At 40.8% G+C, this 20421-nt stretch carries 18 protein-coding genes; 12 read left to right on the forward strand and 6 right to left on the reverse strand.

The features are described 5' to 3' along the window. Positions 1–90 precede the first annotated feature (90 nt). The 3 genes from rapA to P3J6_RS17865 all read left to right on the forward strand — a co-directional run bounded on the left by rapA (position 91) and on the right by P3J6_RS17865 (position 4815). Positions 91–2985: an RNA polymerase-associated protein RapA gene (gene rapA / locus P3J6_RS17855; RefSeq protein WP_198523689.1), complete on the forward strand. Its 2895-nt coding sequence runs from the start codon at positions 91–93 to the stop codon at positions 2983–2985. Positions 2986–3139: 154 nt separating this feature from the next. After that, the gene (rluA, locus tag P3J6_RS17860; RefSeq protein WP_198523690.1) at positions 3140–3793 is read left to right on the forward strand and encodes a bifunctional tRNA pseudouridine(32) synthase/23S rRNA pseudouridine(746) synthase RluA; all 654 of its coding nucleotides are present in this window, start codon (positions 3140–3142) and stop codon (positions 3791–3793) included. A gap of 92 nt (positions 3794–3885) precedes the next feature. Beyond that, positions 3886–4815: a DUF3530 family protein gene (locus tag P3J6_RS17865; RefSeq protein WP_198523691.1), complete on the forward strand. Its 930-nt coding sequence runs from the start codon at positions 3886–3888 to the stop codon at positions 4813–4815. Here P3J6_RS17865 and djlA read toward each other — a convergent pair. From djlA to P3J6_RS17880, 3 genes are read right to left on the reverse strand one after another with little or no spacing between them, the layout of a single operon-like run. Beyond that, complete coding sequence (gene djlA / locus P3J6_RS17870; RefSeq protein WP_010391624.1) at positions 4798–5655, reverse strand: co-chaperone DjlA; 858 nt, start codon at positions 5653–5655, stop codon at positions 4798–4800. The two genes, P3J6_RS17865 and djlA, sit on opposite strands and share 18 nt — an antisense overlap. A gap of 33 nt (positions 5656–5688) precedes the next feature. After that, positions 5689–6345, reverse strand: coding sequence for an N-acetylmuramate alpha-1-phosphate uridylyltransferase MurU (murU, locus tag P3J6_RS17875; protein WP_138609117.1), 657 nt, complete (start codon positions 6343–6345; stop codon positions 5689–5691). Continuing rightward, entirely contained in the window at positions 6342–7343 is a 1002-nt protein-coding gene (locus tag P3J6_RS17880; RefSeq protein WP_198523692.1) for an aminoglycoside phosphotransferase family protein, read from the reverse strand. The genes murU and P3J6_RS17880 overlap by 4 nt, the downstream gene beginning before the upstream one ends. A 94-nt stretch (positions 7344–7437) precedes the next feature. Here P3J6_RS17880 and lptD point away from each other — a divergent pair, with 94 nt between their 5' ends. From lptD to P3J6_RS17915, 7 genes are all read left to right on the forward strand, one after another. Further along, positions 7438–9684 carry an LPS assembly protein LptD gene (gene lptD, locus P3J6_RS17885; protein WP_198523693.1) on the forward strand — a complete coding sequence of 749 codons (2247 nt, stop codon included), beginning with the start codon at positions 7438–7440 and terminating at the stop codon, positions 9682–9684. 96 nt (positions 9685–9780) lie between these two features. Beyond that, a complete protein-coding gene (gene surA, locus P3J6_RS17890) occupies positions 9781–11076 on the forward strand; it encodes a peptidylprolyl isomerase SurA (RefSeq protein ID WP_178956586.1) in 1296 nt (431 codons plus the stop codon). Between the two features lie 2 nt (positions 11077–11078). Continuing rightward, positions 11079–12071 (forward strand): 4-hydroxythreonine-4-phosphate dehydrogenase PdxA, encoded by a 993-nt coding sequence (gene pdxA / locus P3J6_RS17895; RefSeq protein WP_198523694.1) that lies wholly within the window; start codon positions 11079–11081, stop codon positions 12069–12071. Next, positions 12068–12874 carry a 16S rRNA (adenine(1518)-N(6)/adenine(1519)-N(6))-dimethyltransferase RsmA gene (rsmA, locus tag P3J6_RS17900; protein ID WP_010391631.1) on the forward strand — a complete coding sequence of 269 codons (807 nt, stop codon included), beginning with the start codon at positions 12068–12070 and terminating at the stop codon, positions 12872–12874. The genes pdxA and rsmA overlap by 4 nt, the downstream gene beginning before the upstream one ends. Beyond that, a complete protein-coding gene (gene apaG, locus P3J6_RS17905; RefSeq protein WP_198523695.1) occupies positions 12858–13247 on the forward strand; it encodes a Co2+/Mg2+ efflux protein ApaG in 390 nt (129 codons plus the stop codon). Before rsmA ends, apaG begins: the two co-directional genes overlap by 17 nt. Before the next feature lie 16 nt (positions 13248–13263). Continuing rightward, positions 13264–14082 carry a symmetrical bis(5'-nucleosyl)-tetraphosphatase gene (locus tag P3J6_RS17910; RefSeq protein ID WP_138609107.1) on the forward strand — a complete coding sequence of 273 codons (819 nt, stop codon included), beginning with the start codon at positions 13264–13266 and terminating at the stop codon, positions 14080–14082. A 308-nt stretch (positions 14083–14390) separates the two neighbouring features. Continuing rightward, positions 14391–16406, forward strand: a complete 2016-nt coding sequence (locus P3J6_RS17915; protein ID WP_138609106.1) for a methyl-accepting chemotaxis protein — start codon at positions 14391–14393, stop codon at positions 16404–16406. 505 nt (positions 16407–16911) lie between these two features. On the opposite strand, the gene rpmG is transcribed toward P3J6_RS17915, so the two are convergent. The 3 genes from rpmG to radC all read right to left on the reverse strand — a co-directional run bounded on the left by rpmG (position 16912) and on the right by radC (position 18264). Continuing rightward, on the reverse strand, positions 16912–17067 hold the full coding sequence (gene rpmG / locus P3J6_RS17920; protein WP_004587947.1) for a 50S ribosomal protein L33: 156 nt from the start codon (positions 17065–17067) through the stop codon (positions 16912–16914). A gap of 11 nt (positions 17068–17078) precedes the next feature. Then, positions 17079–17315, reverse strand: a complete 237-nt coding sequence (gene rpmB, locus P3J6_RS17925) for a 50S ribosomal protein L28 (protein WP_008464111.1) — start codon at positions 17313–17315, stop codon at positions 17079–17081. A 274-nt stretch (positions 17316–17589) separates the two neighbouring features. After that, positions 17590–18264, reverse strand: coding sequence for a RadC family protein (gene radC / locus P3J6_RS17930; RefSeq protein WP_198523696.1), 675 nt, complete (start codon positions 18262–18264; stop codon positions 17590–17592). A gap of 141 nt (positions 18265–18405) precedes the next feature. Between radC and coaBC the strand changes: the two genes are divergently transcribed. Both coaBC and slmA read left to right on the forward strand, forming a co-directional pair. Further along, positions 18406–19599, forward strand: coding sequence for a bifunctional phosphopantothenoylcysteine decarboxylase/phosphopantothenate--cysteine ligase CoaBC (coaBC, locus tag P3J6_RS17935; RefSeq protein WP_198523697.1), 1194 nt, complete (start codon positions 18406–18408; stop codon positions 19597–19599). A 223-nt stretch (positions 19600–19822) separates the two neighbouring features. Further along, complete coding sequence (gene slmA, locus P3J6_RS17940; protein ID WP_008113236.1) at positions 19823–20410, forward strand: nucleoid occlusion factor SlmA; 588 nt, start codon at positions 19823–19825, stop codon at positions 20408–20410. Positions 20411–20421: the final 11 nt, after the last annotated feature.

Genomic DNA, 20421 nt, shown 5'->3' on the forward strand with positions numbered 1-20421 from the left:
AAATTAATTAAAAGTCAGGCAAATAGCGCCTTGCAGTGGTGTTATCTAACAGGTAACATAGCCGCCTTTTTCTTCATAGACGAGACATACATGAATTTTTCCTTAGGTCAGCGTTGGATCAGTGATACAGAGTCAGATTTAGGATTGGGCACCGTTGTTGCCATTGATGGCCGCCAGGTCAGCATTTTATTTCCTGCCAGTGGTGAAAACCGTGTTTATTCTTCTGCAGAAGCTCCGGTAACCCGCGTAGCATTTAATCCTGGTGATGTGATCCGAAGCGTTGAGGAGTGGGAATTACAAGTTGAGTCAATTGAAGTACAAGGCGAATTACTGTGCTATCACGGTGAACGTATTGATAACGGTGAAAAAGCACAATTAAAAGAGACCTTTTTAGACCATTTTATTAAATTTAATAAACCACAAGACCGTTTATTTGCAGGCCAAGTAGACCGCTTTGATCGATACACTTTGCGCTACCAAACTTGGTTACACCAATTTGAACGCCAACAGTCACCTATTAAAGGTTTAATTGGCCAACGTGCCAACCTTATTCCGCATCAGCTTTATATTGCCCAAGAAGTAGGTAAACGTTTTGCGCCACGTGTACTACTTTCTGATGAAGTAGGTTTGGGTAAAACCATCGAAGCTGGCATGATTTTACACCAACAAATTATTACTGGTCGCGCCAGCCGTGTGCTCATTGTGGTACCTGAGAACTTGCAGCACCAATGGTTAGTAGAAATGCTACGCCGTTTTAATTTACGTTTTTCTATTTTTGATGAAGAGCGCTGCGACGAAGCGTTTGCTGATTCACCTAACGTATTTGATACCGAGCAACTGGTGCTTACCAGCCTTGAGTTTTTAACTAAGAAAAAACGTTGGTTTGAACAATCTACGTTGGCCGACTGGGACTTATTAGTCATTGATGAAGCCCATCATTTAAGCATTAACAACAATAAACCTAGTGCCGAATACCAACGTATGGCTGAGCTGAGTCAAGACATTCCGGGGCTAATTTTATTAACAGCAACGCCAGACCAACTGGGTCATCGTAGCCACTTTGCACGCTTACAACTGCTCGACCCAGATCGCTTTTACGACTACGACGTATTTAAAGAAGAAGAAGCAAACTACAAAGATGTAGCCGAAGCTGCTAACCAACTACTGCAAGAGCAATCATTAGATGATAACGCTAAAGCAACCTTGATTGAGCTATTAAAAGAAACGGATATCACCGATATTCTTGAAACAGCACAACAAGGCGACCTTGAAGCACGTAAAGAAATTTTAAATATGCTTTTAGACCGTCACGGTACTGGCCGCATCTTATTTAGAAATAGTCGCAGTGGTATTGATGGTTACCCAAGTCGTAAATTACACGCCTACCCTATGGCTTTACCTAAGCAATACAAAACAGCAATGACTGTACTAGGTAATATGAGCGGCATTCAAAATGCTGAACTCAGTGCACAGCGTGCACTTTTCCCTGAAAAAATATTTCAAGAGTTTGAAGGTGAAAGCGCCAGTTGGGGTTTATTTGACCCGCGTGTAGATTGGCTGATCGAAACGCTAAAAACTCTCAAACGTGAAAAAGTATTACTCATTTGTGCTAAAGCCGAAACCGCAATCAGCCTTGAGCAAATATTACGTGAACGCGAAGCAATTAAAGCCTCGGTTTTCCACGAGGGCATGTCGATAATTGAACGAGACCGCGCCGCGGCGTTCTTTGCCGATGAATACGATAATGCTCAAATATTATTGTGTTCTGAAATTGGTTCAGAAGGCCGTAACTTCCAATTCTCACATCATTTAGTGTTGTTTGATTTACCGCTCAACCCAGATTTACTTGAGCAACGAATTGGTCGCTTAGACCGCATAGGACAAACACAAGATGTGAACATTCATGTGCCTTACTTTGAAAATACGGCACAGGAAGTGTTATTACGTTGGTACAACGAAGGCCTAGATGCATTTGAAAGCACTTCAACCACAGGACAGTTATTATATAAAGAGTTTAGCGAAGACTTACTTGAATATATTGCAGCTCATAATTGTGACGAAGATGAGCTAGACCCATTGCTTGAGCAAGTAGCACAAAAGAATGCAGTATTACGTAAGCAAATGGAAAGTGGCCGAGATCGCCTACTAGAACTGCATTCATCAGGGCAAGGCGCTGCTGATTCACTCGTAGCTGACATTGAAAAACTCGATAATCAGTTTGAGCTACCAAGTTACATGATCAATGTGTTCGACACCTTTGGCGTAAGCCAAGAAGATAAAGGTGAAAACACTATTATTTTAAAACCCACTGAGCATATGCTTAACGCGTCATTCCCTGCTTTAAAAGAAGATGGCATGACGGTAACATTTGACCGTGATACCGCTCTTTCGCAAGAAGATGTGCACTTTATCAGTTGGGATCACCCTATGGTGCAAGGCACTATGGACATGATTTGCGATGATGACTTTGGTAGTGCGTCAGTGGCGTTACTTAAAAACAAAAAGTTACCACCAGGAACATTCTTTGTTGAGCTAATCTTTGTTGCCGAGGCGATGGCACCAAAAGTACTGCAAGTGGGCCGCTTTTTACCGCCTACGCCTATTCGTATTTTACTCGATAAGAGCAGTAATAACTTAGGCGAAAACGTTGGCTTTGATGGCTTTAATCAACAGTTATCTGCGGTAGGTCGTCAAACAGCAAGTAAATTAGCCGGTGCATTACAAAGTGCGGTTCATCCGATGATCAACACAGCAAAAGACATGGCGCAACAAAAGCTGGATGTTATTCGTGCAGAGTCATTAACTAAAATGCAAACATCGTTGAGTGAAGAGCAGCAGCGTTTAGAGGCACTTAAACAAATAAACCCAAATATTCGCCAAGAAGAAATTACTTTTTACGATAAACAACGCAATGAGCTAACCGCACATATTGAAAAAGCGCAGTTAAAACTCGATGCCATTCGTTTAATTGTAGTTTCGCACTAAGGGATCTAGCTGTGAGCTATAAGCTGTCAGTCGTTAGTTAAAGATCAACTAACGTGTGCATCGAAAAAAGCGCGATATTTATATCGCGCTTTTTACTTGAGCCTAAGACCTCACTCCACTAAAATAGCGCACTTCAAAATCACTGAGGTCTGCCGTGTTAGTTAATTACAATCCCCCTATGAGCCCGTATTTAACTATACTGTTTCAAGACGATGATTTACTTATTGTAAATAAGCCTAGCGAGTTACTCACCGTACCAGGTAAAGACCCAAAACATGCCGATAGCTTAATTAATCGCGTCAACCGTGTTTTTCCTACGGCTAAAATTGTTCACCGTTTAGATATGGCTACCTCAGGAATACTTTGCTTGGCAATGAACAAAGCCGCTCATCGACATTTAAGTATGCAATTTCAAGAGCGCGAAACGGCAAAACGTTACATTGCGCGAATTTATGGGCAGCTTGAAAATGAAACCGGCTCCGTTGATTTACCGCTTATTTGTGATTGGCCGAACCGCCCTAAGCAAATGGTTGATCACGACAATGGCAAACCCTCGCTTACCCATTTTAAAGTGCTTGAACGTGAAGCACAGGCAACCCGTGTAGAGCTTACTCCTATTACTGGGCGCTCCCACCAGCTGCGAGTACATATGCTAAGCTTAGGCCACCCTATTTTAGGCGATCGTTTATATGCCCACAAAGACGCACTTGCTGCGGCTCCTCGCCTACAGCTGCATGCACAAATGCTACAACTCAAACACCCTGTAACAGAGCAAGTACTTACTTTTGAAGCTGAACCCGAGTTTTAATACGGATTAATCTTTTAGTTATTTGCAGTAAATAGCTAAACTTTAAGAGTGCTACGCCGATACATAAATAAGATTTAAATTAAAAGCTTATTATGTTTATTACGCAGATGTTTAAAGTCATTATTACTACTCTTTCGCTTGGCTGTGCATTAATCAGTTTTCAAGTGCTTAGTGCTGAGTATATCGCTCCTCCTCCCTTTTCAAAAAATATTGATGCGGATATCTCTCGCCTAGCCCAAAGTGATGAAGTAAAGTCTATTTTAGCTGGTGATACTGAGTTTTTAACTTTATACAGTGAATATATGAGCGCCGACTTTAGAGGGGTGGTCATACTCATTCCTGACTGGCAATCAACGCCCACAAACAATTCCGGCATGAACTTTTTGCGTAAAGAGCTGAATAATCATGGGTACACTTCTTATGCGATGACAGTTCCTGATATAGATTGGCAAGCAGCCCAAGATGACACAGCAAAAACGATTAATGATTCTGTGGGCACAAATAATGAAACAGCCAACGCAAATACTGAGCCTGGCACCAGCACACAAAAACAGCCTCATCATGCCGACTATGTTGAGCAAGTAAATACCGAGGTCGTGGATAACTACAAGTTAAAACTGCTCGCTCGCTACGAAGCTTTGTATCAGCAGGCAGCAATGGAGTCTGACAATATTGTTGTTATTGCACAAGGCACCAGTGCTGGGGTGTTGTTGGAGCACTACGCTGAATTTGCAGACTTAAAAATAAACGCCTTCATTAGTTTGAGTAGTTACCTTCCTAATACAAAACGCAATGCCAAGTTAAGCCAAATAACATCCTTGGTCACCCCTGCTTTGTTGGATATTTATTTTGCTACAGACAGTAATGATATCTTAATGAACCTTAAAAACCGTCAGCGTTGGGTTAACCGTAATGCAAAGTTTGATTACCGCCAGCGCCAGCTATTTGGATTGCGCGATGCGCCGCAGCAACATGCACGCTTGAGCAAAGAAATAGACGGTTTTTTACGCCGCCTTTTTTAAATACTCGTAAGCGGCTTGAATATCTTGGCTTTTTTTAACCGCGACTTCCATCATGTGCTTAGGTAAACCTTGCGATACCAGTTTATCAGGATGGTGCTGAGCCATAAGCTTTCGGTACGCTACTTTAATATCACGTTGCGACGCATCTTTATTTAGCCCTAACAAGGCCAATGCCTGCGAGCGATTCATATCATTACTTGGCGGTACATGATGTCCTGAGCCTTCTCGGTAACTACTGCTCTGACTTTGCTGCTGCCTAAAGCGCTGTTGTTGCTGCCTAAAATTAAACTCTGCTTGATAACGTTTTAGTACAAAGGCAAAGTGTGCTTTAGATACCCCCAACTGCTTGCTGACTTCTTGTAATAATTGCTTTTCTTGCGCGGCAAGCACGCCATCAGAAAACGCCATTTGAATTTGAATTTCTAAAAATAACTGCAGTAAATCGTAACGTTTAGCAAAACGTTCTTTAAAGTCATAAACTGTGTCTTTGAGTGAAAAGTCGCTGTCTTTACCCGATTGAAATGCCTGCTGCGCTTCACGGCGCTCTTCGCCTTTTAAGCCCATTTCATCCATAAATAGCGTCGCAGCTTTAATATGGGTTTCGCTTATTCGTCCATTTGACTTGGCGATATGCCCCATTACTGCAAAGCAGCTAGAAAAAAACAGTGCTTGGCGCTCGTTAACATCATCGCCTTTAAAAAGGTTAGAGAAGCCGCCAGCCTGATCAAAGTCTTTCTTTAGACTTTTATCAAACATATGGCCTAGGTATAAGCCTAAAATAGCGCCAAATATTTTGCCAAACATAAAACCAAAACAGAAACCGAGAATTTTTCCCCACATTTTAAAACTTACCTCTAGTGTTTTATATTTAGCTTATGGTGCTAATTGTTGGTTAAGAGTCGATAAACGCTCTGGTGTGCCTATATCGTCCCATTGGCCAATATAGAGTTCAGTGGAGACTAAATGTTCATTTAATTTTTCACGCAGTAAAGGCCCTAACGGGAGAATACCTGGGGGCAGCCCTTCAAAGAAATCAGCCTGATAACGGCCAATTCCAGAAAAAGTATAGCGCTGTTCACTATTAGGTAAGTGGCTTAGCGTAAAATCACCATCTGGGTTATGCGCAGGATTTTCAACCAATACAATGTGCGCTTCTTTTGGCTGTAAATGCAGCTGCATTAATGCACTAACATCGTAATCGCTGTAAACATCACCATTAATAACAATAAATGACTCATCTAATAAAGGAAGTGCTTGAATAATTCCGCCAGCAGTTTCAAGCCCGCCAGTTGCTTCCTGGCTATAGGTAATACTTACCCCCCATGCACTGCCATCTGCAAAGTAGGTTTTTATTTTATCTCCTTGCCAGGCGAGATTAATCACAATCTGCGTAATACCAGCTGCTTTTAAGCGCATAATATGATGCTCAATAAGTGGTTTACCTGCCACACATAACATAGGTTTTGGCAACTGTGCGGTGAGCGGCATCATACGTTTACCGCGTCCTGCAGCTAAGATCATGGCCTTCATAGTTGTTCCTCTTTTAACCGCTGCTGTACTTTTGGTACTACGTAATTTTTTACCCAATCAGACAAGTCACTAAGCTCTGGATACTCTGCCGCCACTTCAACAATATACGCTAGTGTTGGTAATATATTGGTTAAGTAACCTTTTTTGCCATCCCGTAAATACAAGCGACAAAAAATACCCGCTGCTTTTAAATGGCGCTGCAAGCCAGTTAAATCAAACCAATACTTAAATTGTGCGAATGACTCGTTAGTTATTAAACTTTGTCGCTTAAATTCGTCATAACCAAACTCAAGTAAATGAGTCAGCTCGTCGTTGGGCAATTTAAAATAACAATCTCTTAAAAGCGAGACTAAGTCATAACATAACGGACCTTGTACCGCGTCTTGATAATCAATAATTGCCCATTGCTGCTCGCAGCGCATAATATTACGGCTATGGTAATCACGATGCATAGTCACTGTGGGTTGTTCAAGCAGTGTATTGATTAGCAGCGCAGTACTTGTTTGCCAAATATTTTGTTGCTCAGCGCTGAGCTCTGTACAAATAAAATCATTAACTAACCAATTTTTAAAAATATCCAGCTCAAGTGCAATAAAGTCATGGTCATACGGATTCATTGACGGAGCTTTAGGCGTTTTAGCCCACTTGGCACTTAAACTGATCAGCTGCTGGTAATACTCGCTGCGATTGGCATCATCAAGTAAATCAGCTAAATGGGTGTTGCCTAAATCACTTAAAATAAAAAAACCTTGCTGCTCATCACTATGAATAATGGTTGGCAATAAAAAACCCTGTTCAGAAAACACCTTATTTAATGCAATATAAGGGACGTTGTTAACTTTTTTTGGATCTGAGTCCATCACAATAAAGTTTTTATTTTCAGCGCTTAACCTATAATAACGGCGAAAACTGGCATCTGCGGTTATTGCATTAAGCGCGTAAGATTGCTCACTAAAGTGAGTATTAATAAACTGTTGTAAACTCTCAAAACGTGTCATTTTATAAGCTATCTATTTTTCACTAATTACTTTGCTATTGTTTTCCTTTATTATGTATAGCTTGTAACTAATCACAGAGCATAAAGGTCGATAAATGAGCAAAACCTGGGGCATTTTGATGCTAAGCGTACTGAGCGCACCATCGCTTGCCGAAACTGAACTGACACACAACTTTTGTGGCACTTCAATGCAAACCAGAGCTTGGCAACCGCTAGCTGGCCTTGAGCTTGGAACGGTTGATATCAGCGCTGATGACGTTGAGCTTTTAGGCACACAAAGCGCTGAATTTACTGGTAATGTTGATATTAACACCGTTAACATGAGTTTGTCCGCACAATCAGCACTGATTGATAAACAACGCGGCCTACTCAATGCCACCGGCCCTATTACCTACCGCGATTATGTAAGTAAAGTTCAAAGTGCGGGCTTAAACGCCGATTTAAACAACTCAGCATTTAGCTTATTAGGCGCACAATACAGCCTAACACAACAGCAAGGCAAAGGTGGTGCGGAAAAACTCACCATCGACAAGTCTGGCTTAATGCTGATGAATGCAAGCTTTACTGCTTGCCCGGGTAATACGCCAGTATGGGCGATTGAAGCCGACGAAATTAATTTATCGCGAGAAGAAGGCTGGGGTGAAACCTACAATGCGGTGCTACGTATTTTAGACACGCCAGTGCTCTATTTACCCTATTTTACTTTCCCACTTGATGAGCGCCGTAAATCAGGCTTATTAACACCCAGCTTTTCAAGCTCAGATCGCTATGGTTTAGAGACTATTACGCCTTATTATTGGAATATTGCTCCAAACTATGATGCAACCATTACGCCGCGTTATATGTCACGCAAAGGTTTACAGCTACAAACTGAATTTAGATATCTAACTCCAGAACACCAAGGTTTAGTGGCTGTCGAATACTTAAATAAAGATGACTCAGAACCTGAACTTGACGAGCGTTTTTTGTTTCATTGGCAACAAAAAAGCTATATAGGCGAAGACTGGCGAGCCAGTATTGATATAACCAATGTCAGTGATGATAACTACCTTACTGATTTAAACTCAACTTATGCAAGTAAAACCGATACTCAGCTTTATCGTACCGGCTCACTAACTCACATGGGCGAGATGTGGCGTACTGATATAAAAATACAAAACTTTGAAGTACTCGGTGACCACTTAGAGTCATATACAGCCTTACCTCAAGTTAGCTTTACACAAACTACGCCGTGGAAAATTGATTACTTCGATTTTACTGTTTCAGGGGAGCTGAGCCACTTTACTAATAGCTCAGCGGTGATTGACCAAGCAACTCGCGTGCATATAGAACCTAAAGCACGCTTTGATTACAAAGAATATGCTTGGTCATTTTTATCTGAAGTAAGCCTGCTACAAACTAACTATAAACAAGACGGCGACTTACAGGGCACTCAATATAGCGAGACGGTCTCGCGCACATTGCCGAAACTCCGCTTATATTCTCAGCTTAACTTTGAGCGCGACACCTCAATTTTTATCGACGATGGCATTCAAACCCTAGAACCACAAATTCAGTATTTATATACACCAAATAAAGATCAATCTGATATTGGCTTATACGATACCACTAAACTACAAGATGACTTTTTTGGCCTATTCAGGGATGCACGTTTTTCAAGTGTTGACCGTATTGCCGCTGCAAATCAATTTACGCTTGGGGCAACCACCCGTTTATTTGATAAGAAAAATGAAGAAGTATTTAATTTCAGTGCTGGCCAAATATTTTATTTAAGTGATTCAGCCAAGCCCACAGAGCAAGGGCTTAACAGCGACAGTAACTACAATGCCTTGTTTGCAGCGCAAACCATGTTACATTGGCACCGCCGCTGGTATTTATCCGGTGGTATTCAGTACGATACGGATGGCAAGCAAATTATCCAGTCAAATGTTACCTTAGATTATAAAGGTGACAATAATCAGCTGGTTCAATTGAACCATCGCTATGCAAATGATGTCTCAGGAAATACAATCGAACAAGCGGGCTTATTTACAAGCATTCCTATCAGTGACGAATGGCAGTTTATTGCAAGTTACCATCGCGACCTTGATAATAACCGCAGCATTGAAGTATTTAGTGGATTACAGTATGAATCGTGTTGTTGGGCGTTCCAAATTACTGGTCATCGCCAAATTGAAACTGATTTAAATCAGTCAATTGGGCAACCCCAAGCCACTTTTGATTCGAGCATTCGTTTGAATTTTGTATTAAAAGGGCTTGGTAGTAAAAGCCGTTATGATGCTCAAAAATTATTACAACAAGGTATTTTTGGTTATCGTAGGCCGTATTTTCTTAATGACTAAGCTGCATTTTGTATAGTAAAAATTTACAAATAACTATATCAATCTAGTCGCCTTTAGCATTACAACAGTACTATTAGTAAGAGTAGTAAAAAGAATATGAATTTAAAAAAATTATTAACATCAGCAGTTTTAACGTTTAGCTTATGCCAAAGTGCATTCGCCGCACCGGTCGAAATAGATAAAGTGATTGGTATTGTAAACCAAGGCGTTATTTTAAAAAGTGAAGTAGACACAATTGTTGATCGTGTTAAAAAACAAGCAGAAGAACAAAATCAACAGCTGCCAAAAGACGAAACACTGCGTGTACAAGCAATTGAGCGCTTAGTTAATCAAACGCTAATGATGCAAATGGCTGAGCGTATGGGCTTAGAGATTTCAGATAGCCAGCTTGACCAAACACTCGCCAACATGGCCAAAGAGCAAGGCGGTACAATTGCTGATTTACGTCGTACTATTGAAGCGTCGGGTGAGAGCTTTCAAGCTTACCGTGAAGAAATTCGTAAAGAGATAACCACGCAACAAGTCATTCGTGTAAACGTAGACCGTCGTATATATATAAGCGACCAAGAAATTGATAACTTGCTAAAAATTATGGATAGCCAAGGCAAAAATGCCGAAGAATACGATATTGGTCATATTCTTATCGATATTCCAAGCGGTGCAAGTGCAGATGACGTCAGCTCTGCAAAAACACGCGCAGACAAGGTAATTGAACTGCTGCAAGACGGCCAAGAGTTTAAGCGTATTGCTATTTCTTCATCAAGTGGTCCAAAAGCGCTTGAGGGTGGTCAATTAGACTGGATGGGCATTAATGAAATGCCATCTTTATTTGCAGAAGCGGTGAAAGGGCAAAAGAAAGGTACGATTATTGGCCCACTTCGCTCTGGCGCAGGTTTTCATATTATTAAGGTGCAAGACGTTCGTGGTCGCCAAGTAGTAGAAGCCACAGAAGTTAAATCCCGTCATATTCTTATTAAGCCTTCAATTATTTTAAGCGAAGAAAAAGCCCGCACTATGCTAGCTGGCTTTGTTAAGGATTTACGCGCTGGAAATGCTGACTTTGCAGAACTAGCTAAAGAGCACTCGCAAGACCCAGGCTCAGCGCTTAAAGGCGGGCAATACGACTGGACTGATCCAACTACCTACGTTCCTGCGTTTAGAGATACATTGCTATCTCTTGATCAAAACGAAATCAGCGAACCCTTTAGAACCCAGTATGGCTGGCACATTGTGCAGTTGTTAGATACACGCGTTGCAGATAAAACTGAGCAAGCTAAGCGTAATCGTGCACATGGCATGTTGTTTAATCGTAAATTTAAAGAAGAAGGTTTTAACTGGCAGCAAGAAATGCGCGAACAAGCCCATGTTGAAATTTTCCCAACAGACGAATAATTATGACCTTAAGAATTGCGGTAACCCCTGGTGAGCCTGCTGGCATTGGCCCTGACTTGCTATTAAAACTGGCACAGCACAGCTGGGATGCACAGCTAGTAGCGATTGCAGATGCATCGCTACTAAAGCAGCGCGCTAAACATTTAGGTTTAAACATTAAATTAATTGAATTTGATGAAAGCGCCGAAGCCATGCCTACAGCGGCTGGCAGCTTGTACATAAAACAGATTGATTTAGCCGAGCCGGTTGAACTGGGTGTGCTGAATGACGCAAACGGTCAATACGTATTAGACACACTGCGTATTGCTAGCGAAAAGAATATGGACGGCACTTTTGATGCTGTTGTTACCGGCCCTGTTCATAAAGGTATTATTAACCAAGCCGGTATTTCTTTTAGTGGCCACACAGAGTACTTTGCTCAACAATCGGGCACCGCTGATGTTGTTATGTTATTAGCTACCGAAGGGCTACGAGTTGCATTAGTAACAACGCATATCCCGCTTGCTTATGTTGCTCGTGCTATTACCCAAGAGCGACTGGTTAAAGTGGCTAATATTCTTAATCATGACTTAAAAACCAAGTTTGGTATTGAGCAACCGCGTATTTTAGTCTGTGGCTTAAACCCGCACGCTGGTGAAGATGGCCATTTAGGCCGCGAAGAAATCGACACGATTACGCCTACACTTGACATACTAAGAGCTGAGGGGATGAACTTAATCGGGCCTTTACCAGCAGACACATTATTTCAAGATAAATACCTAAATGAAGCTGATGCTGTGTTGGCTATGTATCACGATCAGGGATTACCTGTGCTAAAATACAAAGGATTTGGTAAGTCAGTGAATATAACTCTTGGCCTTCCATTTATCCGCACTTCAGTCGACCACGGTACTGCGCTTGATTTAGCCGGTACTGGTGATGCTGATGTTGGCAGTTTTGAATTAGCGATCCGCGAAGCAATTAAGCTCGCCCATGAAAAAGCACAGAATCAATGACCGATAAAGTACATTTAGGACACCGCGCCCGTAAACGTTTTGGCCAAAACTTTTTATTCGATGAATCAATCATCGATAAAATTGTCACCGCTATTGATCCCAAGCCGCAAGATAATTTAGTCGAAATTGGCCCAGGCCTTGGCGCTATTACTGAGCCTGTAGCCGATTTAAGTGGCCATTTAACGGTTGTTGAGCTAGATAAAGATTTAGCCCAACGTTTAATTGAACACCCTTTTTTAGGGCCTAAATTAACCGTAAACCAAGGCGATGCAATGAAGTTTGATTTTGCAAGCCTAGTTAAAGACGACAAAAAGCTAAAAGTATTTGGTAACCTACCGTACAACATTTCTACTCCTTTGTTGTTTCACCTTTTTGAATTTGCCGATCATATTGAGCATATGCACTTTATGCTGCAAAAAGAAGTGGTAAAACGCATGGTTGCAGGCCCAGGCAGCAAAACCTTTGGCCGCTTGAGTGTAATGACTCAATACTACTGTAATGCGATGCCTGTAGTAGAAGTACCACCAGAGTGCTTTAAACCTGCACCTAAAGTGGACTCTGCGGTTATTCGCTTAATCCCCAAAAAGGCAGAGCAGCGCACAGCTAAGAGCGTTAAAATATTAAATACCGTCTGTTTAGAAGCGTTTAATCAACGTCGTAAAACACTGCGCAACAGCCTAGGTAACCTTTTAACCGCTGAAGAGTTAACCAGCATTGGCATTGATATTACTTTGCGTGCTGAGAGCCTGTCGTTACAACAATTTATTGATATAGCTAACTGGATTTATGACAACAAGCAGTAATATGGGATCACCTGTAAAGGTATCTGTAGAAACATTTTATGTAGAAGAGCAATCGCAACCTGAACTTGATAAATTTGTGTTTGCTTACTCCGTTACTATAAAAAACCACAGTTTATGTAGTGCAAAACTACTCAGTCGCTATTGGTTAATTACCGATGCCAATGGCAAAGAAGTAGAAGTACAAGGTGAAGGTGTGGTGGGTGAAACCCCAGATATAGCCCCAGGCGAAAGTTACAAATACACCAGTGGTGCATTATTAGATACTCCGGTAGGCACCATGCAAGGGCATTACACTTTACGAAACGAATTTGGTGCTGAGTTTGAAGCCCCCATAAATGTGTTCCGTTTAGCTTGCCCTAATATCTTACACTGAGTAAGAACAGCGTCTAATGGCCGACTACGCAATAGGTGATTTACAAGGCTGCTTTAACGAATTTAGTTTATTGTTAAAGCAAGTCGACTTTAATCCTAGCAAAGATCATCTCTACCTAGTAGGTGATATTGTTGCTCGCGGCCCAGACTCCAAAGCATGTCTTGATTACATATATCAGCACCAAGACAGCGTTAGCGTCACATTAGGCAATCATGACTTACATATGATTGCCTGTTATTTAAATAATGTTGCCCCCAACCCCAAAGACAAACTAACGACTCTGTTCAACAGCAGTAAACTCCCACATTACGTCGCGTTTTTGCAAACTCAGCCTTTAGCTCTTTACTTAGATAAATATGATTGCTTTATTTCACACGCGGGGCTAAACCCTGATTGGTCGTGCGTGCAAGCCATTGAGCACGCCCAATTCGCACAGCAATGCTATGGTGCTGACAACGCTCAATACTTCTTAAAAAACATGTATCAGCCTCACCCACTAACATGGAGTGAGCAACTCGATGACGCTGCCAAGTTTCGTTATATTGTTAATTATTTCACCCGTATGCGCTTTATTACACCCGATAACTTGCTTGATTTTAGTGCAAAAGAAGCAACAGCAAATAGCCATTCATTGATTCCTTGGTTTTCTCATCCTAAAATTGTTAACGCTCAACATGACCTTGTTTTTGGTCATTGGGCTGCACTTGAAGGTCAAACTCCCTACAAACACCTGTACGCTCTAGATACAGGTTGCGTCTGGGGCGGCTCAATGACCTTAATAAATTTACAGAGCAAACAAAAACTTTCAAAAAAATCACAACTTTTGTCTAAATAAACTGAAAAAAGTTAATACATCTGTTAAGTTTAAGAGTGCATGTTAAATTGCATAATTACAAACCATTCACAACTAAGTGTAAAAAATAGCAACACTCTCTAATCTAATTAAAGATGAGGAAAATTGCTTTGTATTATTTTACATCCATAATCGAATAGTTGAATTATGTATGCTTAGTGTGTGATGAAGTTTCACGGTAAATTTAGCAACTAACTATTAACAGTAAAAATTAATTATTTTTAATTACTTAACTTATTGTTGAAAGCGCCGATAAGTTTTAATAGACGTATTTTTGAATGGAAAACCATATGAATCTAACAGTGAGTCAACGTATTTGGGGTGGTTTTATATTTATCACTTTATTACTTTTAATTATTGGCGGTAACTCTTTAATAAAAATAGCAAATATAGATCGCTCAACTCAAAAGGTTAATCAGCTATCGCTTCCGGCATTAAACAAGAGCGCTCAATTACAAGCTGAATTTATTTTGATGAGTAAAGCTGCTCAAGCTAGCTTTCACACTTCATCGGCTCAAGAGCTAGCGCCAATAAAAGCACAAATAGAAGAACAAAAACAGTTATTTGATAAGTTACATCGCGAGCTACAACAAGTAGTAAAAGATGATCCACAACTAAATAAGAGTAGCCTTGACGTTGAAAAGACCTACTTAAGTTTTTTAAGCATTATAGAGAGCCTACTCAAAGACAAAAACACTCAGTTAGTGCTTAATAAAAAGCTTAAAGCTCAATTAGAAACCGTTGAGCTTGCGGCAGAAGATGCCAACTCTATGGTTCTTGATATTATTGATATCGATGGTTTAGAAGATAACTACCCGCGTGCTTATCAAGCAGCTAATAACCTTGAAAATAACTTTATGTCTGTGGTTACCAGTAGCACCGATATGTTAACTGTTAAAACACTTAATACGCTCGATATTATTAAAAATGAACAAGTATATTACTTTGAAGAAGTCGTTCGTACCGTTTCATTAATACAACCTGCAATAGAGCAGAGCCATAGCGGCTTGTTTAACGACTTAAAAGGTTATGTAGATACACTTGAGAGTAATATTTTAGGTAACGATAGCCTTTCAGCGAATAAAAAACGCCTTATTGATGCAATCAGCACAACTGAACGTGAATTAGAAGAGTCTGAAAAAGCTACTAAAACAGCACTTAGCCAAATTGACGAATTAGTATTACAAGCCAGCGGCGTTGCATTTACTTTGCAAGAAGGCGTTCGCAGCGATGTAAACTCAGCTAACTTATGGACTTGGATAGGCATGATCATTGCTACTATTATCGCTGTGCTTGTGGCCATTGTTACAGTTAACCGTATTACTAAGCCATTAGCAGAAGTTAACCGCATTTTAGATATTGTTGCCAGTGGTGATATGACTCAACGCTTGGATGACAGCGCAAAAGATGAATTTGGTGAATTGTCGAAAAGTTGTAACACCTTAATTGATAGCTTACGTAGCTTAATTACCGGTATTATTTCGCGTTCAACACAACTTGCTGCTGCTTCTGAGCAAACCTCAACAATTACCGGTGAGTCGAGCAAAGCGATTAGTAATCAACAAGCGCAAGTAGAGCAAGCGGCAACCGCAACCACTGAAATGAGCAGTACCTCTCAAACAGTGAGCAACAGTGCTCAACAAGCACTGGGCGAAATCAAAAATGCTGATAAAGAAGCTGAACGCGTTAAAGGTATTTCAAATCAAAATAAAGCAACCATTGAACAACTCGCTTACGAAGTTGATGAAGCATCAAGTGTTATTAATAAGCTACACAAAGATAGCGCCTCAATTGGTAGTATTTTAGACGTTATTCGTGGTATCGCTGAGCAAACTAACTTACTTGCACTTAATGCGGCCATTGAGGCAGCGCGTGCCGGCGAGCAAGGCAGAGGCTTCGCCGTGGTAGCTGATGAAGTAAGATCGCTTGCAAGTAAAACTCAAGAGTCGACCCAAGAGATTCAATCTATGATTGAATCACTACAGTTGGGCGCTGAAGAAGCAGTTAAAGCCATGGAAAAAGGTAAAGAACGCGCTGTTTCTTGTGTTGAGCAAAGTGATTTAGCTAATAGTGCACTAGATTCAATTACTCTTGCGGTATCGCAAGCGCACAATGTCAGTGAAGAGATATCAACGGCAGCACAAGAACAACAACAAGTATCACAAGAGATTAGTGAACGCTTAGAGTCTATTGTTGCTATCGCCGAGCAAACAGCAGAAGGTGCTGTACAAACTAATATTTCAAGTTCAGAAGTGGCTAAATTAGCCGAAGAACTAAGAATATCAGTAGAGAACTTTAAAGTATAAGTATCGCACTGTAAGTAGCCTTAGGGCTGCTTACAGTTCACCCCTAGTAAGTCATAGTAAAACCCCCACTTCCTCATTAGGTATACTTACATACCCCCACAATCTTACTCTAAATACACAACATCCAACTGATTAGTCCGTGAAGTCATTTAATACTATTTATATTTTCTTTGGTTATACCAATTCGCTTAATTAAGTGGTCTATTTTGAGGCTGGAAAAACGCGTTGATAGCTAGGCAAAAAATTTGCTATTTAGTTGCTCTAAATGAGAGTTTTTAACGCAGGCAGCGACACGTTTAGCCCCGTAAAGTGATTAAGTATTATTGCGGATTGATATTACAAACAACGGAGCCGCTATTAAAACAATAAGCCATGGTGCTTAACATAAATTTTTAATTAGATGGATACAATTACGGTAGGTATATTTTCGGTGGTAACAGAGTGAATTTTAAAAACAAAAAACCCAGCATAAGCTGGGTTTTTACATTTCTGAAAGAAAACTAAATTACTTAATTTTAGCTTCTTTGAAAATCACATGTTTACGAGCCTTAGGATCGAACTTTTTGATTTCCATTTTTTCAGGCATGTTACGCTTGTTCTTGTCGGTAGTGTAGAAAAAACCAGTACCAGCAGTTGAAACTAAACGGATCTTATCGCGCATAATTCAGTTCCTTAAACTTTTTCGCCACGAGCACGGATTTCTGTAAGAACCGTGTCAATGCCTTTTTTATCGATAATACGCATACCTTTAGTAGTAGTGCGTAATGTTACAAAACGTTTTTCACTTTCAACCCAAAAACGGTGTGTTTGTAGGTTAGGTAGGAAACGACGTTTAGTCGCGTTTCTCGCGTGTGAACGGTGGTTACCAACCGCTGGACGCTTACCTGTAACTTGACATACTTTAGACATGTCTATATATCTCCAATAACTTCGCTCGAGCTTAATTTTCCCCTAAGGCCATGTATTTGTGCCCTAGAGATAAATCGAAGGGCGCTCTTTATACAGCTTTTACAGGCAAAGATCAAATACTGATCTTATCCAACCAGCTCATGTGTAAATTTTATAGCGGCTAATTATAAAGATCGAATGCCCTTAGGGAAAGTAAAAACTGCATTTAAATTAAACTAATTTACCAAAACACACTAAACCGCTCATTTTTAGCACATATCTGCGAGCAATAAACTTAAATAAGTCCCCGTTCGGCAAACGAAACACAATTTTCACCACCAATAATAATATGATCCAATACATTTATGTCGACTAATTGCAGCGCTTGGCACAATTTATTGGTAATTAGTTTATCGGCCTGACTTGGCTCTGCAATACCGCTGGGATGATTATGTGAAAAAATAACCGCTGCCGCATTATTTCTTAAAGCCGCTTTGACAACTTCACGTGGATATACACTGGCTGCGTTAATCGTACCATAAAATAAGATTTCATCTTTCAATAAACGATTTTGACTATCAAGATACAACACCATAAACACCTCCTGCTGCAACCCTCGCATTTGCAGGGTTAAATAGTCGTAAACAGCTTGAGGGGAGTTAAAAACGGCATCGCGAACAAAGCCTTCTTGCATATAACGCTGACTCAGCTCAAGTACCGCTTGTAACTGTACGTATTTAGCTGTACCCAGCCCTTTTTGCGCACAAAACTCATCTATGCTGGCATTAAACAAATTATGCAGGGTTCTATTTTCATTGATCAGATGTTGTGCTAGCTCTATCGCATTCATACCCGGTAAGCCAGTACGTAAAAATATAGCCAGTAGCTCAGCATCAGAGAGTGCCTTAGCGCCTTTTGCTAGCAGCTTTTCTCGCGGTCTGAGTGAATTAGGGAGTGAGGTTAATTGCATCGTTCATCCTTGAAAACGGTCAGTACCATATAACTGTAATGCAAAATTAAAAATTAGCGCAATAAAACGCATTTTATCTTAGCTGTCAGGCCTAAGATTTGTTATTTTAGCCAGCATATCTTATAAAATTGATAAACAACCATGATTAATTTAACAAATAAAAAAATAGTGCTGGGTATTAGCGGTGGAATTGCAGCCTACAAATGTGCCGAACTAGTAAGACGTTTAAAAGACCATGGTTGTGACGTTAAAGTTGTAATGACTGAATCAGCAAAGCATTTTATTACCCCGTTAACGATGCAAGCTGTCAGTGGTGAAATGGTGTCTGACTCATTGCTAGACCCATCAGCAGAAGCTGCAATGGGACATATTGAATTTGCCAAATGGGCTGATTTAATTTTAGTGGCTCCTGCCACCAGCAATATTATTGCAAAAATGGCGGTAGGCATTGCTGATGATCTACTTACTACGTTATTACTCGCAACTCCTGCAAAAGTGGCTGTGGCACCAGCTATGAATCAGCAAATGTACGCGCACCCTGCAACGCAAGCTAACATAGCCACTTTAAAGGCTCGTGGCGTTGCTGTTTGGGGGCCTGGCAAAGGTGAGCAAGCCTGTGGCGATGTAGGTGCAGGGCGAATGCTTGAACCGCATGAGTTAGTGAGTTTATGCATTGAACCTGCGCAACCACAAATCTTAGCGGGTAAAACCATTACTATTACCGCAGGCCCAACCCGAGAGCCTCTCGATCCGGTGCGTTTTATATCAAACCACAGCTCAGGAAAAATGGGCTATGCACTAGCACAAGCTGCTTTATCATTTGGCGCGCAAGTTAACTTAATTTCAGGCCCGGTAACCATTACCGCGCCGCAAGGGGTTAATTTAATTAATATAGAAAGTGCCGAGCAGCTATTGCAAGAGTCTCTCAATTACGCCCCTCAATCTGACGCCTTTATTGGTTGCGCTGCTGTAGCCGATTACCGTGCAGCAAATATCGCCACGCAAAAAATGAAAAAACAAGGCGATGAACTCACTCTTAGCTTAGTTAAGAACCCAGATGTTATAGCAGCGATAGCAAACCTTACACAAAGCCGCCCTTACACTGTCGGCTTTGCAGCAGAAACGCAAAATGTTGCTAACTATGCTAAAGGGAAATTGACTAATAAAAACCTCGATATGATTTGCGCAAACGACGTATCGCAGAGTGATTTAGGCTTTAATTCAGAACGTAACGCACTTACTCTTTATTGGCAAAATGAACAACTCGATTTACCTGAGGCCAGCAAAACAGAAATAGCAATCAAAGTGATCGAACAGCTTGCCAAGCGATTATAAAAAGGCTGGAAACAAACTGAATAAAACATTAACATGATGACGCCTTGTGACCTTTTAGTGTAATTTTACTTCGCTAATATAGTTTAATGCTTGCGCAGTACCAGAGCTTCACGTAATACGTGAAAATACCGCCTTACTGGTTATTGCCCGCAGCAGCACTAGGCCGGTAGCTGTGTTATCGCACATTGATGTAGAAAAAATAACTATTAAAAAAGGAATGTTCATGCCTGCGACAAAAAAAAGTAATCGCAAAGAGCAAATACTGCAAGCACTCGCACAAATGTTAGAAACCAGCCCTGGCCAGCGTATTACAACTGCCAAACTTGCCGCAGAAGTTGGCGTATCTGAAGCCGCTCTTTATCGCCACTTTCCGAGCAAAGCGCGGATGTTTGAAGGATTAATTGAGTTTATTGAAGATACCCTGCTATCACGTATTAATCTTATTTTAGATAACGAAAAAGAAAGCAAAGCACGCGTATACAATACCTTATTACTGTTGCTAACGTTTGCTGAGAAAAACCCTGGCATTACTCGTATATTAACAGGCGATGCTCTACAAGGTGAGCAGGAGCGACTTCGTGAACGTGTACAAGGCTTATTTGAAAAGCTAGAGACCCAATTCAAGCAAATTCTTAGAGAGCGTAAGCTACGTGAAGGTAAAAACTTCCAAAGCGATGAGCTAACCCTAGCTAACTTTTTGCTTGCCTACGTTGAGGGTAAAATGAATCAGTTTGTGCGCAGTAATTTTAGTGCTCGCCCAAGTGAGCAATTTGAAAAACAATGGCCAGAATTACAAAAAATTTGGTTATAAGATTCGAAGTA

It is taken from the genome of Pseudoalteromonas sp. 3J6, assembly GCF_903995135.1.
Lineage (GTDB): Bacteria > Pseudomonadota > Gammaproteobacteria > Enterobacterales > Alteromonadaceae > Pseudoalteromonas.